This is a genomic window from Enterococcus sp. C63 (assembly GCF_040887215.1).
GTDB classification, from domain to species: Bacteria; Bacillota; Bacilli; order Lactobacillales; family Enterococcaceae; genus Enterococcus_B; species Enterococcus_B hirae.
Window position 1 is genome coordinate 128815 of record NZ_JBFOFI010000003.1, and the last position, 16407, is coordinate 145221.

Genomic DNA, 16407 nt, shown 5'->3' on the forward strand with positions numbered 1-16407 from the left:
TAACACACCCTTTTCATATGATAAAAATCAATTTTTCGTATCAATCCAATAATCAATATCTGATAGTAGACGATCTACCCCAAAAGAAGGTTGGTAGAAATAAGTCTTTTGATGTTTACTATTATTTAATGGAAAAAAATGGTCCGTAATAATCAATTGTGCATAACTTGGAGGGATTGATCGAGTACAAACATGTATGGAGGTCCGTTTTCGATGTCGCAAGGTCTTATCCAAAACAGAAGCTAGGCGGCGCGCTTCCTCATGATCGTAACGAAAAAAAAAGACGATTTTTACTTCTGGTGGATAGATTTCCAGGTATCCTCTTTCTTGCAAAACTTTAAGTAAAAGTAGGCCCCATTCATACGATGGATATGTAAGTGCTTGTTGTAAAGCCATCCGGTATTGATAAAGTTTTTCATTAACATTCGGCACCAAACGCAAGCTTTCCTGATACTCATGAAATTCCTCTTTGACTACTCTTTCGTGTAGTCCAATTGAGTAACGGAGCCACTCTTGATAGATAACTCGCGTGATCGTTGTTTTATTCGTACTTTCAAATTCACTAGCCAACCAAAACAACGAATCCAATTTCTCTGTTAAGGTCATTAATTTTCGGTAGATTTTCGTTTCTTCAATTTTTTTCCAGTATTTTTCGATAATGATGTTGCAACTTAAACGAACGATACAGCGGTAATTTTTTTCGCGGACAGATAAACGTTGTTCGTGTCGGAATAACAACTCTGGAAAAAGTTCAAAAAAAAGCGTGCGATGTTCGTCTAATATTTTGATTTCGGCATTTTGGGCACGTGTCTCCAACAAATGGATAAATAATTCGGAAAAAGACTGTTCTGTATCCCCAATAAAAAAGAGGGGAAAATCTTTAAGAAAACAGAAAAAAAGATAGCGTATCTTTCTTTCAGAACCATAAAGTTGTTGTTTTCGATAAGAAAAAGACAAATGATATTCCCCCAGCCATTTTCTTAAACGCTCTTGTGAGGAGCGATCATACTCTTGTTGATACTCCGTGTTCAAAATCAAATCCTTCAATAAGCAAAAGGATGAGGAGTGGATCAGAAAATCAAACAATAAATAGGGCTCACTGTAGCCTTTATTATAAATCAGCTTTACGCTTTTTTTATGTTGAATCAGTTGGATCGGAAAATCTCCTTCTTCTAATCTTTTTAAATATCGATCGATCGTTTTCACATCAACTAATAGTTTTTCTGCTAGATCCGTTTTTTTCCACGATAAATCTTTCATTTGATGGATCAATATAAATAGATTTTGTACATTTTTTGACAATAATCTTTGCCACTTCATTGGCGTTCCCTCACTTATTTTTTACTGTGTGTTTCAGGAGCACGATCAACTATAGATTAATACATCTCCCTATATATAAATTACGAAAAAAAACATTTTTTCTTCTTTAATTCAAACGAAATTCATTAAATTCTAATTTAACAGATCGAAAAAGTTAACTACTGCTATTTTTTTCTTACCGTCACACATTGAACTGTGCAAAATTTCGTACAATGGGAACAACTATGGTTACTGATTATTTCTTGAATCCCTCTCTCAACTTTTCTCCTGCCATTTTTTCTTTTCATTTTATCTACATAAATAAAAAAGACAATCTTTAACGACCTTTGCTAAATTTGATTCGCTGAAAAATAGCTGCTTGCCAGTTTTCATTTGAATAAATTTGCTTGTGTTTGTCCTTAAAGATTGTCTTTTTTCTATTTTTACACTCACTCGTTAATCAAGTAACGTTAACAACTTATTTTAAAGTTAGGGCGTTGAGTGCAACGACCACTGTACTTAGTGACATCAAGACTGCTCCCACTGCTGGGCTTAAAATAAGTCCGATCGGTGCTAAGATTCCTGCTGCTAAAGGAATAGCAATAATATTATAACCAGCACCCCACCAAAGATTTTGGATCATTTTTCTTCTTGTTTCTTTTGCTAATTCTAAGAAATGCAAGATATCTTTGGGGTCACTGTTCGTTAAGACAACATCTGCAGAATCAATCGCAATATCAGTTCCTGCTCCGATTGCCATACCTATCGTTGCCCGTGCTAAGCTTGGCGCATCATTGATGCCGTCACCAACCATGATCACTTTTTTTCTTTGATCAAGATATCTTTGAACGATCGCCTCTTTGTCATCTGGCAGTAGACCACCGTAATATTCATTGATTCCAAGATATTCCGCTACTGCTTGGGCTGCTTTGGGGTTATCCCCAGTCAACATGACTGGGATAATATTTTTTTCTTTGATCGCTTGGATAAACTCTTTTGCTTCTGGTTTAATGACATCTCCTAGAGCAATCACAGCCACTAATTTATCTGAAACTACTAAAAAGCTGACAGTGTTTCCTTGAGCTTCATAGTTTTTTAATCGTTCAGGGTCGATTTTTAGTCCTAAACGTTTTGCTTCTTTTTCATTAATAATTTTAACATCTTTGTCTTCCACAGTTGCTTCTAAACCAACACCTGCTAAATTTTTTTGTTCCTGTGCTTGATAAGGAGTAATCTTTTTTTCTTTTAAATAATTCATTATCCCAATCGCTAAAGGATGATTTGCATGTGCTTCTAAAGCACCGATATATTTCAAGATTTCTTCTTCTTGATAAGCTTCATCTAAAATCTCAATACCAGTTACAGTAAATTTTCCTTGGGTCAACGTGCCTGTTTTATCTAACATGATCACATCTAGATCATTGGCTTGTTCCATCGCATTCCGATTTTTCAAAAGCAACCCATTTTTAGCTGCGATCGAAGTCGAACGAGCAACGACTAATGGAATCGCAAGTCCCAGTGCATGCGGACAAGCAATGATGAACACGGTGACCATTCGTTCTAGTGCATCTGGTAGATTTGCTAGGAAGAGCCAAGCAATAAAGGCGATGATCCCAACTACTAAAGCCACATAAAATAACCATTTTGCTACTTTATCTGATAGAAACTCTAATTTAGATTTTTCTCCTTGGGCTTTTCGTACCATCTCCATTACTTTTGCAAGGTAACCATTTTCGCCAGTACCAGTTACAGTAATTTCAATTGTTCCGTCGCCATTAATTGATCCACCAATGACCGAATCGCCCACTTGCTTTTTAACCCCTTTGAATTCACCCGTAACAGCAGATTCATCAACAATGGTATGTCCTTTGTCGATCGTCCCATCCGTTGGCATCTTGTCTCCAGCACGAACAATTAGACGATCACCTTCATGGACTTCTTTTAAAGAGACGGTTTCTTCAGTCCCGTCTTTTTTCAATCGTTTTACCGATTCAGGTAATAATTCTGCTAATTTTTGTAAAGCATCGCTGGCATTAGAGACTGCATTCATTTCGATCCAATGTCCCAATAACATGATTACGATTAACGTTGCTAATTCCCAGAAAAAATCCATGACATGTGTATGGGGGTTGATGAGGTTGGCTATAAAAGAATACACACTATAAACATATGCGACGGTAATCCCCATAGCAATCAGTGTCATCATTGCTGGACTTTTTTGTTTCAATTCCATTTTGGCTCCGCTTAAGAATGGTTGTCCGCCATAAATAAATAAAATCGTTGCCAGAACCAACACCACCCAATTAGAGCCAGGAAACGTCACTTGAAAAGGAAAGGACATCCCCATCATCGGTGAAAAAAGAATAATCGGAATCGCTAAAATCAGAGAAAGCCAAAATTTTTGCTTAAAGTTCCCCATGTGCATAGAATGATCCATTCCACCCATATTTTCATGACCCATGTGGCTATGATTCATTCCACTCATATCTTCATGATCCATATGGCTATGATTCATTCCGCTCATGTGTCCACGGTCCATCTGTTGGTGCCGTTCCATGTGTCCATGCGTATGGTGTTGATCCATATTTTCCATTTTTCCATGTTCCTGTAAATTATTCTTGGTATTCGTTTGTTCTACAGTTATTTTTTCCTCAGGATTCTTTCCAATAGCGCCCTTTTTATTTGTTTCATTCTCAGGATCTATTCCATTATTCATCTTTTTCCTTCCTTTCCTCTGAAACGATTTATTTAATCGTTTTTCGATTTAAGCTTAAAGAATTCAATAATACACTGATTGAACTAAAGGCCATTGCGCCACCAGCAATGATTGGGTTTAAAAAACCAAAGGCAGCAAAAGGAATCCCGATCGTATTATAAATGAATGCCCAAAACAAATTTTGTTTGATTTTTTTTAATGTGGCAGCTGATAAAGAAATCATTTGATTGATAGAAGTTAAATGACTATTCATTAATGTCACATCGGCTGTTTCCATCGCAATATCGGTTCCACTTCCCATTGCAATTCCAACATCTGCTAAAGCTAGCGCTGGGGCATCATTGATTCCATCACCGACCATGCCAACTTTCTTTCCAGCTTTCTGTAGTTTTTCTACATAGTTGGCTTTTTCTTCAGGTAAAACTTCTGCAAAGATATGGTCAGAATCGATTCCTACTTGTTTGCCGATTGCTTGAGCGGCTCGTTGATTATCTCCCGTAACCATAAATACATCGACACCTTTTTGTTGTAGTTGCTCGATTGCTTGTTTTGCATCTTCTTTGATTTGATCAGCAACAGCGATCATTCCAAGAACCTGTTCTTCGTTGGCTAAAAACATCACTGTTTTCCCTGCCTGTTCTAATTCTAACGCCTGTTCTTGAAATTCATCAAATGAAAGGTTCATTTCAGCTAGTCTCTTTCTAGTCCCAGCAAAATAATGAACACCGTTGATCGTTCCACTGATTCCTGCACCAGGATGAGCAACAAAATCAGTGATTGGCTGAATTTTTGCACCGACTTTTGCACCATAAGCAACAATAGCTTTTCCTAAAGGATGTTCAGAAGCATATTCAAGGGAATAGAAAAGGGAAATGATCTCTTTGGGACCGATGACATCTGTTACTTCTGGTCGGCCTTGTGTAATCGTTCCAGTTTTATCCAAAATAATACTATTTAGATGAGCAGCTCCTTCTAACGCTTCGCCACCTTGGATCAATATCCCATTATGAGCACCGACTCCTGTTCCTACCATGATGGCGGTTGGTGTTGCTAAACCAAGCGCACATGGGCAAGCAATGACTAAAACGGACACACTATGAAGCAATGCTAACTGCCAATCCTTCGTGAGCCATCCTGTAACTAATAGTGTCACCAATGCTAAAAACAAAACGATCGGTACGAAAATCCCTGAAATCTTGTCAGCAATTTGTTGGATCGGTGCTTTACTTCCTTGAGCATCTTCCACCATTTGGATGATTTGTGCCAACACCGTATCTTTTCCTATCTGAGAAACTTGTATTTGGATCAATCCATTGGTATTGATCGTTCCACCAAAAACCATATTTTTTTCTTTTTTCTCAACAGGTACACTTTCTCCTGTCAACATGCTTTCATCCAATGCACTAGTGCCAGCAATGATCCGTCCATCTGTAGGTACTTGTTCACCAGGACGAATCACTAAGATGTCATCGATCATGACCTCATCAATTGCAATCGTCTCTTCTTTGCCATCTCTTAAAACTTGTGCTGTTTTTGTCTGAAGGGACATCAACTGTTTGATGGCATCGCCTGTTTTACTTTTTGCTGTATGTTCTAAATACTTTCCAAGTAAAATCAAGGTAATGATCATACTGCTACTTTCAAAATAAAGATCATGGGAATGGCTAGGGAAAAAACCATTATAAATGCTTAATGCGAAGGCTGCAGATGTTCCAATCGCAACTAAGACATCCATATTCGGCGCTTTAGTTTTTAATGCATGATAGGCTCCTTTATAAAAGCGCCAACCTACATAAAATTGCACAGGCAAAGCAAAGAGCAACTGCACAAGAGGCAGATGGAAGAACGACACAATTGGTCCATGACTTCCAAGCATCATGGCAATCATTGCTAACATCAAGGGTAAAGTCAAGATCGCACTAAAGATAAGATCAAACTTCATTTTTCTTAAATAGGTTTGTTTCTCCTCAGCAATTTTTTGTTTATGCGCTTCGTCATATAAAATTGCCCCATAGCCGATATTTTCGACACTTTTAATCAATCTTTCTGTAGTAGTGTCGGTATATTTCACACTTGCCTTTTCAGTGGCTAAATTGACAGTAGCGGACATGACACCAGGTTGTTCATTTAGTTCTTTTTCGATTCGAGCAGAACAATTCGCACATGTCATTCCAGTAATGACAAATGTTTCCATTTTAGTATTCGTTGCCATCAAATCACCTCTGCTTGATAGCCTAATTCATTGATTGCTTGACAAATCTCTGTCGCTTGAACATTTGCTTCATCAAATTTCACAACGGCTTTTTCTTTTTTCAGCTGAACTTTTACTTTTTTGACACCACTGATTCTTCCGACCGCTTCTTCAATCCGAGCCACACAATGGTTGCAACTCATCCCTTTAACTGAAAATTCTTGTTTCATTCTTGTTTCCTCCTTATTACTGTTTCTTACATTCACATTGGCCAGGTATACAATTACATTCAATCGTTTCGACTGGCTCTTTTTTATTGAGTTGTTTCATGATCTGCTGAATATCTGCTTGGGTCAATGTCGCTTCTTCAACCAAATCAGCAATCGTCGCACCGACTCTTTTTGCACAAATATGTGAAAAGAGATTTTCAGTAGCACTTCGAACGGTTTCCATCTCGGAAACAGCTGGATGATAAATAAATTTCTTTCCCTCTTGTTCAGTCCAAAGCGCTTCTTTTTTCACCAAACGCCCTAGAAGGGTTTTAACAGTTGCTACTTTCCAATCCATCGAATCAGCTAATATCTGAGTGATTTGTTGGGCATTTGCTTGACCTAAAGTCCAGATAACTCGCATGACTTCCCATTCAGAATCACTGATTTTAATTAATACTCTCTTTTCTTCCATTAGTTTTCCACCTCCATCGATTACATTTGTAAACTTAACTTCGATAATAGATTACAACTGTAATCGTAAATTGTCAACCAATGGGCTTATTTTTTTTCAACTGGTTAATATACTTTTGTCGATCACGTTTATTATCTAAAATGAGTAACTTATTTTTTACTTGCAATGTATCAATCAGTTGGAAGATTCGAGGTTCATTCTTTCGCTTAAAACGCCAAACAAAACACAAAAAATCCAAGTATTCTTTATCCAACTTTTCAGTAAAGTCATTAGGCATGTCAAGTCTGGTCGCACGATCTCGCTTTCTTTTTAAAGTTCGTTTGATGACACGAGCCATTGCAAGATACGTTGGCACTCGTAATAAGATGATTTGATCTGCTTCTTGCAGTCTCTTCCTAGCAGTAGCAAGATAGTTTCCTTCGATGATCCAGTTCTCATGTTTAGCCATAAAGTTTTCTTGCTCTAGTTGAAACCAAACTTGTGCCTTTTCACTATAATCTGTACCATGCCATAAAAAATCTAAGGGTAAAAGAGGAATCTTTGCCGTTTCTTGAATAGTTCTTGCCAGTGTCGATTTTCCAGAGCCACTTTGTCCTAAAATTACTATCTTCATCTTATTCCTCCTCCACTCAAAACTTTTTCTTTTTTTATTTATGATAACATGAGGCACAAAAAAAGAGAGAAACGATAGTTTCTCTCTCAACTCATTATGTTTCAATCAATGTTTCTTTTACATTTTTATTTTTATCACGACGGGCAATCGCTGGTAAGATCATTCCCAACATGATCAAAATAATTGGTGTAACGACATTTGAGATCAACTGGAACCACCAAGCTTTAGGATCAGCCGCATACTCGACTTTGGGAACCATTCCCAGAATACAAGCAAAAGCGGTAAAGGCAAAACACCAAGCACCGAAAATAAAACCAACCTTTGGATTCTTCACGAATTTATACTCAGAAGTAAATTTCTTGTAAGCTTTATTCAACATCATATACGCTAAGAATACCCATAAATAACGCATAGGCATTACTACTGAATTTAGATTAGTCAACCATTTCACTAATTCGTTCATGTCTTTGATTCCAAAAATGGGTAGTAAAATGATGATGCTAACTAAAATCCCAGTCAATAAATAGCCATTGACGAGTGTTCCTTTATTGCTTCGTTTACGTAACCATGAAGGAACAAATTCTGGATCTGCATCTGCTAATAAAATTTTCAGTGGTGCATCGATTGAGAAGGCTAATGCGGAAATTTGACCAACCATATTTGTCAAAGCATAGATGATCATCAACGAATTACCAATGCCATAATAGTTGCCTAGGATTTGGAAAGCACTGTAAGCACCATTTGCCATTAAGTCTTTCGGAATATTGTCACTCGCAAATAACATTCCCATCGCTACAGAACCTAAAACCGCACAAACACCAACCATTGCAGCCAAGAAAATCATTCCTTTTGGAAATTCTTTGGCTGGATTTCTTGTGGAATTGACATAAGGAGAGATTTTTTCTGCCCCACCTACTGCAAATACAAGCATCGAAACGGTCGTAAAATAGCTAAAGTCAAATGTCGGGATGTATGTTTTGACCTGATTCATTCCTGTAGTAGCAAATTCCATATCAGTAGTAATAAATGGAGCTGTTACTGCCATCAAAATAAATAAAAGTGACATGACAAACATCGCAGTTCCTGCTAATCCACCAATGACCTTCAATGTGGATAATCCTTTTGTAGAAAGATACAAGAAGGCTAAGAAAATTACTAAGGAAATCACTGCTACCATTTGAACAGTCATTGTGTTAACAATATTTCCATTTCCTTGAACTGCCCATCCAGCAGCAATCAAAATTGCCTGAGGTTTTTGTGCAAGATAAGGAATGTGGACGACCCAATAAGTCCATGCAGCATAGTATGCCAACCGTTTATTTGATGTCGTATTTTCGACCCAAGAGCTGACGCCACCTTTACTGTCTTTAAATGCGGAACCAAGTTGCCCTACGATCAAGGCATAAGGGATAAAATAAATAGCAAGAATCAATAGCCAAGAAGTAACAACTGAGATTCCTTGTTGCGCATAGTTGTTTACTACATTCCCCATGCCCCAAACCATGTTGAAAGCAATGAGTGCTACGGTAAACCAACGTAGTTGTTTATCGTTCATCTGTTTTCTCCTTTTAAATTTTTTTAAATAAAATATTTATCTATTCACAATCATAAACAAATTCTTATCTATTTATAATAGTTCGTTATTTTATGTGTGTATATTTTTAATTTTCCCACACTGTTTTTCCATCTTTTTATCATTTAACACAAGATAACACCTTGTATAAATTAGTTAATCCCTTTCAAACTGAACGATGTAAAAGAATTTTCAAAAAATTAGATCAAATAGTTATTTTAATATGCTTACTTTCTAATCAAAAAACAACAATAGGTAGTACAATTCAAAAATCGTCGCTTTTACATAAAAAAAGAAATTCCCCTTTCATCCGAACAGTCATCAAGCTGACGAATAAAGGAAAATTTCTTTTCTATTGATCAATAACAAACAAAATACACCTATAGAACTTCATTTTAAACACGCATATAAATAGTTTGGTTAAAGATTTTCACTTATTTTCTGATAATCCTACTCCGTAGGCAAGAAAAGTTCACTTTAACGATGCTTGTGTTTAGATCAACAGTCGATCTTTAGAGTTTTAAACATCTCATAGCGTTTAAGACTGCTAGTACAGTGACACCTACATCAGCAAATACGGCATCTCCCATTGTGGCAATCCCGAATGCGCCTAAAATTAAGACAACACTTTTGATCCCGATCGCAAAGATAATATTTTGTTTAACGATTTTCAACGTTTTTCTTGATAAGCGAATAGCATCTGCGATTTTTCCAGGTTCATCATTCATGATCACTACATCAGCCGCTTCGATTGCTGCATCACTTCCAAGACCTCCCATCGCTATTCCGACATCAGCTCTAGCTAGCACAGGTGCATCATTGATTCCGTCACCAACAAACGCAGTCTTTTGCGATGCGTTCGTGAGGATTTGCTCTAATTTAACCACTTTGTCTTGCGGTAAGAGCTCGCTATAGACCGTGTCGATTCCTAATTCATTTCCAATATGTGTCGCAATTGCTTGTGCGTCCCCGGTAAGCATCACAGTTTGTTTAACTCCAAGTTTTTTTAGTTTTTGTAAAGCTGCTTTTGCATCTTCTTTGATGGAATCTGCAATCACTATGCTTCCAACATACTGTTGATCAATTGCCACATATACTAAGGTACCAACTGCTTGATTGACTGGAAAGGCTATATTGTATCGAGTGAAAAGTTTATGATTTCCTACTAAGACTACTTTCCCATCCACAACTGCCTTGATTCCTTCGCCTAAAACTTCTTCCATTTGATCCGTGGGTAATAATGCTCCTTCATAATCAGCTAAAATCGCTTGTGCAATCGGATGTGTCGAATATTGTTCTACACTTGCAACATATTGCATGAATAAAGGTTCAACCATAGTAGTTTCAATTGATTGAACAGAAAAATCACCTTTTGTCAGAGTTCCTGTTTTGTCAAAAACCATGGTGTCTGTATGAGCTAATAATTCAAGGTAATTACTACCCTTCACTAATACACCCATTTTACTAGCTCCACCAATCCCTCCAAAAAAGCTTAAAGGTACCGAAATTACTAAAGCACAAGGACACGAAATCACTAAGAACGTCAAAGCTCGGTAAATCCATTCATCAAATCCTGTATTTGGTAACACAAGTGGTGGTAAAATGGCTAATAAAACAGCTAATACTACTACCACTGGCGTGTAGTAACGAGCAAATTTAGTGATGAAATTTTCTGCTGGTGCCTTTTTACTACTTGTATTTTCTACTAATTCGAGCAATTTACTAATGGTTGAGTTTTGATAATTTTTTTCTACTTCAACAACTAATGGTTGATTGATATTGATAAAACCACTTAATACTGACTCTCCTTCAAAAACTTCTTTTGGAACCGATTCTCCCGTCAATGCAGAAGTGTCAACTAATGACTGCCCACTGATGACTTTCCCATCTAATGGTACTCGTTCTCCTGGTTTAACAAAAACATGCTCCCCAATCATTACTTTTTCTGGCTGGGTTGTCACCAATCCAGCTTCTGTTTCAACATGAGCCACTTCTGGTCGAATCTCCATCAATGCACGTATCGATTTTCTTGATTGGTTGACTGCAAAGCCTTGGAAATATTCACCTACTTGATAAAACAACATGACCGCTACTGCCTCTAGATATTCACCAATCAACATCGCACCGATCGTTGCGATTGCCATCAAAAAATTTTCATCAAACAATTTACCTCTCGTAATGTTTAATGCAGCTTGTTTAATAACATCAAAACCAATAAATAAATAGACAAGTAAAAATCCAATAAAACGAATCGGTTCAGCTGGAGCCCAAATAAACAAGCCTAATAAGCCAATAGCTGATAGGACAATACGAATCAGATCCTTTTTTTCTTCATTTAATGTCGAAGTCACTTCTTCCATCTCTTTTACCTCAACTTCTGGTTCTAATTCCTTGATCACTTTTCTAGTTTCAGTTTCGATTTCACCTATCTTATCCTGATCTGCGTCAATCGTTAATTTACCTACAGCAAAGTTAACATTTGCTTGCTTTACCCCATTGATTTCGTTGATTCTTTTTTCGATTTTCATTGCACAGTTTGCGCAATCCAATCCTTCTAATCGATAGCTTTTCATGCTCTGACCTCCTCACTTTAAACATGAACGTTTATTCATGTATAATTATATATGAGTGGTCACTCATTTGTCAAACTAATACTTCTTCTATTTTTTATCAATCAAAAAAGCATTACCTTTACAATAAAAAAAGCGACTCATAAAGTGAAAACCATATCATCCATTGTAAGAGTACAGGAGTGTCACAAATAAAAAAGAACTGAACAACGGAATCTACACTTGTCCTTACCCGAACTAATCCATACCTAATAGCTATCTTATCAGCAATAAAAAAAATAAGCATTTCTCCTATTTGATTAAAACTCCCCCACTAGCCAAACGAGTGAGGGAGTTTTTTTATTGTTGTCGTATCTCTTCATCCTAAGCGATATCTATTTTACTGGGATTATTCCACTTCTATAGTCGCTAGTAGTTGTTGGAAACTATTCGTAGTACTTGTTCCTGGTCGATTACCTACTAATTTAACTGAAATGATATCGCCAGCAACCACGCCTTTACTGTAAGTCACCCGAACAGTCTCATTCATTTTTTTGACTGATGAATAGTAAGCTTTTCCTTTATAAGTTTCCGCGATATATGCATCATTTTTATAAAGTACGATTCGATTGTCTTGCTCAAATATTTCTCGATCAATATCCATCACTACTTTATTTCCAACTACTTGAATATCTTTCACGATCTGATCATATTCAGTCGCTGCTGATTCCAATTTTTTCTCTACTACATAGGTTTCTAACAATACTTTACCTGCAGAGCTTTGACCAGGTGATCCAGGCGCTAAATAAACTTCAATTTTTTCACCTTTGTTGCCTTCAAACCCACGACGTATCTTTACTAGTTCGTCTGTTATATCTTTGTAAGAGTAGTAAGCTTTACCATTATACGTTTCAAAATAATAGTTACCATCCAAATAAACCATCAGGCGTTGTTTGCTATTAAATTGTTCTGGCGTTAAGTTTAAGTAGATATATGGTTGGTGACTTTCTACTCCAACAGATAACAAAGTATTTTGGGATGTGTCATCTTCTGATTGGATATCGATATTTTTAAAAGTTGCCCAACCATTTCCCGTAGAAGAAAAACGGATAATATATGTATTGTCTTTTTCTGGTGTCGTAAAAGTAAACGAATGTCTTTCCCATTGTTCATTATTATGTGCCGATTCTTGTAAAGAAACAAATTCTTCTCCGTGATTCAATGTACCAAACTCGACTTTACCCGGAAAATTTTTACTTCCCGCAGCGTCATAAGAAAATGTGTAGGTCGTGTTGGGTTATAATTTCACATATTGATGGATATTTTCGCCCAACATTGCTTTCACATAAGAAACCCCATTTTCAGTTACCAGTGTTGGATTGTTCGATTCTGGGTTTGACACGATCCAATGATCTAAACCAGCGCTAAAATCCCCGTTACTGATAATCGAGTCCTCAACCACTTCTTTCAAGTTATCACTGATAGTAATAGCTTCCTTGCCTATGGTTGTTGCATGTACGCCTATAGAAGTTCCTAAAGACAGACAGGCAATACTTGCGACAAATACCTTCTTCATGTTATTTTTCATTCTATTTTCCCCCACTAATTGATTTCTGCTGTTACGATTAGGTAACGAGACTCATTCTATATTATCTCTGGAGATACTCTTTTATTTGCCTTGAATTTTCATGAACATTTTATTTTAAAGATCCTTTTTTACACAAAAAAAGAAATAAATCGCCAAATTCCCATTTTTCATCTCTCTATTTAGCAATCCTGCTAATGTTTACTAATTTTTTGGAATTGTCCATAATTTTTTTTTCCAAAAAAAGAAATTATCATTGCCGATAGCAGCTATTTCATTAGTACAATCCTTATAACGAGTAAGGAGGTTCCAACCAAGATGAAAGCGATATTATCCAAAAAACATTATATCCAATTAATTATTTTAGAAACATATTTAGCAAATGGACAAGTGACCGTTCAACAACTAGAAGAAACAACCCAAGCAACCAAGCAAACGATTCTTAAACAATTGAATGAGCTGGAAAATCGTGGCTTTTTTCAAGTGGAAAAGAAAAAAGATCATTTATTGCTGAGAAAAAATAAACCAATCAGCTATAGTGAAGTATACAGTTATATTTATCAAGATTCTGTACAGCTTCAATTTATTTCTCTGGTTTTTTCTCGTCCGTTTATAACAACTTCGGAAATTTTAAAAAAACTAAAAATCAGTAAATCTCAATTTCGCCGTATCAAAAAACAAGTAGCTGATTTTTTGAACTGCCATGATATTTGTCTGACTGACTCTCCTTTCTATTTTACAGGAGATTCATCTAAACTATATCAGTTTTTTTATGTCTTTTTTTCAGAAAAATATCACGCTAATACTCAATATATTCTTCCGAAAGAACAATTAATTCTTGATCAACTGTTGCAAGCATTTACCGAATTGCCCAACTTCTCTACTTCTCAAGAGCAACAACGATTAAGTAGCTGGATCTGGGTGACTATTAAGCTTAGTGTCCATATCCAAAAATCAACGACTTATTATAAATCAGCGGATAAAAATGCAATATCCTCAGCAACTTTACCATTTGATGATTCACGAATCGTCATTGATTATGCACACTTCAAAGAAGTATTCAAGCTTTCATATACGGGTGTCGTCCAATCAAATCTCTTAACATTTCAGTCAATGATGAAAGAACCAAAGCTTTCACTAGAAATGCAAGGGAAAAAGCAATCCTTGATTCAGTTGACAACTGAACTCTACCAGCTATTTGGAGAAAATAAAGAAATCGAGCTCCATTATTCGATCGATCAATCACTAACTTTGTCTGGAAAAATCAAATATTTGTTAAATGATCAAAAAAAACGATTTGTGATTGAATTTTTTAAGCAAAATGGGCGCTTTTCTGCCCATACTGCTAACCGACTGTTACAAAAATTGATCACTTTCAGAAATGAAATAAATGATGATCCTTTATTTTATGAATGGCTCTATCTTACGATTATCTATGATAAACACTTAAAGGAACTTATTAGAAAAAATCAACAGAAGAAAAAAATTGGTCTTGCTTTTACCTACGACCAAGTACATAGTGAATTACTGATTACGCTTCTTAAAACGAAATTGAATGAGTACGCAGTTTTTGAAATCATTGATGTCCAAGATTCTGTAATGAACGATCAAAATGCAGATTCCATCGATTACTGGATTTCTAATCTTCCAATAGCTCCTCAGAAAAACTGGCTACTTTTAGACAATTATCCTTCGCTAAAAGAGATTCGTACCTTAGAATTGCTTCTTCAGCAATCAACGATCCAACCATTAATTGAAGCTTTAAAAGAGCCATTACAAACTGACTAAGTTATAAAAAAACTGCAGAAAGTTAACCTCCTAAGAGGCCACTTTCTGCAGTTTTTTGTGGTTGAACCAGCTATTTCATTTTTATGGATAGATACGGTTTAACAAACGTGGGAATGGAATTGCTTCACGCACATGGTCGATACCTGCGATCCAAGTAACTGTTCGCTCTAAGCCCAATCCAAATCCAGAATGTGGCACTGAACCATATTTACGCAAATCAAGATACCAAGAATATTCATTTTCGTCTAAACCATGATTTTTGATCTGTTCTAATAAGAATTCATAATCCGTTGCCCGTTCACTACCACCAATGATCTCACCGTATCCTTCTGGTGCGATCATATCGGCACAGATCACTACATCTTCACGAGTTGGATGTGGTTTCATATAGAAAGGTTTGATTGCTTTTGGATAATTCAAGATAAATACGGGTTGTTCAAATGAATTGGCAATGAATGTCTCATGCGGAGAACCAAAATCATCGCCCCACTCAATATCATCAAACCCATTTTTCTTCAATAATTCAATCGCATCATCATAAGAGATACGTGGGAATGGTAACTTCGTATAAGTTTTCAATACTTCTTTGTCTCGTTCCAAGACATCTAATGCGTAATCACAGTGATCCAATACATTTTGTACTAAGAAAGCAACATATTGTTCTTGGACCTCTAGACTTTCTTCTTGATGTGTAAATGCCATCTCAGGTTCAATCATCCAAAATTCGATCAAATGACGACGTGTTTTTGATTTTTCTGCACGGAATGTTGGACCAAAGGAGAATACTTTACCAAAAGCCATCGCTGCAGCTTCCATATATAATTGACCACTTTGTGACAAGTACGCTTTTTGGTCAAAATAGTTCGTTTCAAATAAGTCAGTCGTTCCTTCTGGTGCAGAACCAGTTAAAATTGGAGGATCGATTTTGACAAAGTTATGGTTATTAAAGAACTCATATGTTGCACGAATAATTTCATTTCTGATTTGCATGATTGCATGTTGTCTGGAAGAACGTAACCATAAATGACGGTGATCCATCAAAAAATCAGTTCCATGTTCTTTAGGTGTGATGGGATAATCATGACTTTCACTGACAACTTCGATTGTCTTAATCCCGATTTCGTAGCCAAATTTTGAACGGCTATCTTCACGGATTTCTCCGGTCAAGATGATTGATGTTTCTTGGTGAAGATTTTTCGCTAATTGAAATACTTCTTCTGGAACTTCACTTTTCACAACTACTCCTTGAAAATAAGCCGTTCCATCTCTTAGTTGTAGAAAAGCAATTTTTCCGCTTGAACGTTTATTTGCTACCCAAGCGCCAATCTTTACTGTTTCTCCTACATGATTTTTCGAATCAATGATTTGAATTGTTTCCACTTATGACTCTCCTTCGCTCTACCTTAATT

12 protein-coding genes are annotated in these 16407 nt (G+C 36.4%); 1 reads left to right on the plus strand and 11 read right to left on the minus strand.

Going from position 1 to position 16407, the window contains the following annotated elements:
- Nucleotides 1-27 precede the first annotated feature (27 nt).
- The 10 genes from AB3H90_RS05980 to AB3H90_RS06025 form a co-directional block, all read right to left on the minus strand.
- On the minus strand, nucleotides 28-1320 hold the full coding sequence (locus AB3H90_RS05980; protein ID WP_010737923.1) for a helix-turn-helix domain-containing protein: 1293 nt from the start codon (nucleotides 1318-1320) through the stop codon (nucleotides 28-30).
- 457 nt (nucleotides 1321-1777) lie between these two features.
- Nucleotides 1778-3883 (minus strand): copper/silver-translocating P-type ATPase CopB, encoded by a 2106-nt coding sequence (gene copB / locus AB3H90_RS05985; protein ID WP_368016467.1) that lies wholly within the window; start codon nucleotides 3881-3883, stop codon nucleotides 1778-1780.
- A 160-nt stretch (nucleotides 3884-4043) separates the two neighbouring features.
- A complete protein-coding gene (copA, locus tag AB3H90_RS05990) occupies nucleotides 4044-6227 on the minus strand; it encodes a copper-translocating P-type ATPase CopA (protein WP_368016375.1) in 2184 nt (727 codons plus the stop codon).
- A complete protein-coding gene (gene copZ / locus AB3H90_RS05995) occupies nucleotides 6227-6436 on the minus strand; it encodes a copper chaperone CopZ (protein ID WP_010718490.1) in 210 nt (69 codons plus the stop codon). Before copZ ends, copA begins: the two co-directional genes overlap by 1 nt.
- Before the next feature lie 16 nt (nucleotides 6437-6452).
- Entirely contained in the window at nucleotides 6453-6890 is a 438-nt protein-coding gene (locus AB3H90_RS06000) for a CopY/TcrY family copper transport repressor (protein ID WP_053766604.1), read from the minus strand.
- A 73-nt stretch (nucleotides 6891-6963) separates the two neighbouring features.
- Complete coding sequence (locus AB3H90_RS06005) at nucleotides 6964-7503, minus strand: topology modulation protein (RefSeq protein ID WP_368016377.1); 540 nt, start codon at nucleotides 7501-7503, stop codon at nucleotides 6964-6966.
- Between the two features lie 94 nt (nucleotides 7504-7597).
- Complete coding sequence (locus tag AB3H90_RS06010) at nucleotides 7598-9058, minus strand: APC family permease (protein WP_010718493.1); 1461 nt, start codon at nucleotides 9056-9058, stop codon at nucleotides 7598-7600.
- 530 nt (nucleotides 9059-9588) lie between these two features.
- Nucleotides 9589-11649, minus strand: coding sequence for a heavy metal translocating P-type ATPase (locus AB3H90_RS06015; protein WP_368016379.1), 2061 nt, complete (start codon nucleotides 11647-11649; stop codon nucleotides 9589-9591).
- 385 nt (nucleotides 11650-12034) lie between these two features.
- Nucleotides 12035-12847, minus strand: coding sequence for a hypothetical protein (locus tag AB3H90_RS06020; RefSeq protein WP_368016381.1), 813 nt, complete (start codon nucleotides 12845-12847; stop codon nucleotides 12035-12037).
- Nucleotides 12848-12922: 75 nt separating this feature from the next.
- A complete protein-coding gene (locus AB3H90_RS06025; RefSeq protein WP_368016382.1) occupies nucleotides 12923-13213 on the minus strand; it encodes a hypothetical protein in 291 nt (96 codons plus the stop codon).
- A gap of 315 nt (nucleotides 13214-13528) precedes the next feature.
- On the opposite strand from AB3H90_RS06025, the gene AB3H90_RS06030 reads away from it, so the two are divergent.
- A complete protein-coding gene (locus tag AB3H90_RS06030) occupies nucleotides 13529-14998 on the plus strand; it encodes a helix-turn-helix domain-containing protein (RefSeq protein ID WP_368016383.1) in 1470 nt (489 codons plus the stop codon).
- Between the two features lie 81 nt (nucleotides 14999-15079).
- Here the strand turns inward: AB3H90_RS06030 and asnS are convergent, their stop codons facing one another.
- Entirely contained in the window at nucleotides 15080-16378 is a 1299-nt protein-coding gene (gene asnS, locus AB3H90_RS06035) for an asparagine--tRNA ligase (RefSeq protein WP_010718497.1), read from the minus strand.
- Nucleotides 16379-16407 lie beyond the last annotated feature (29 nt).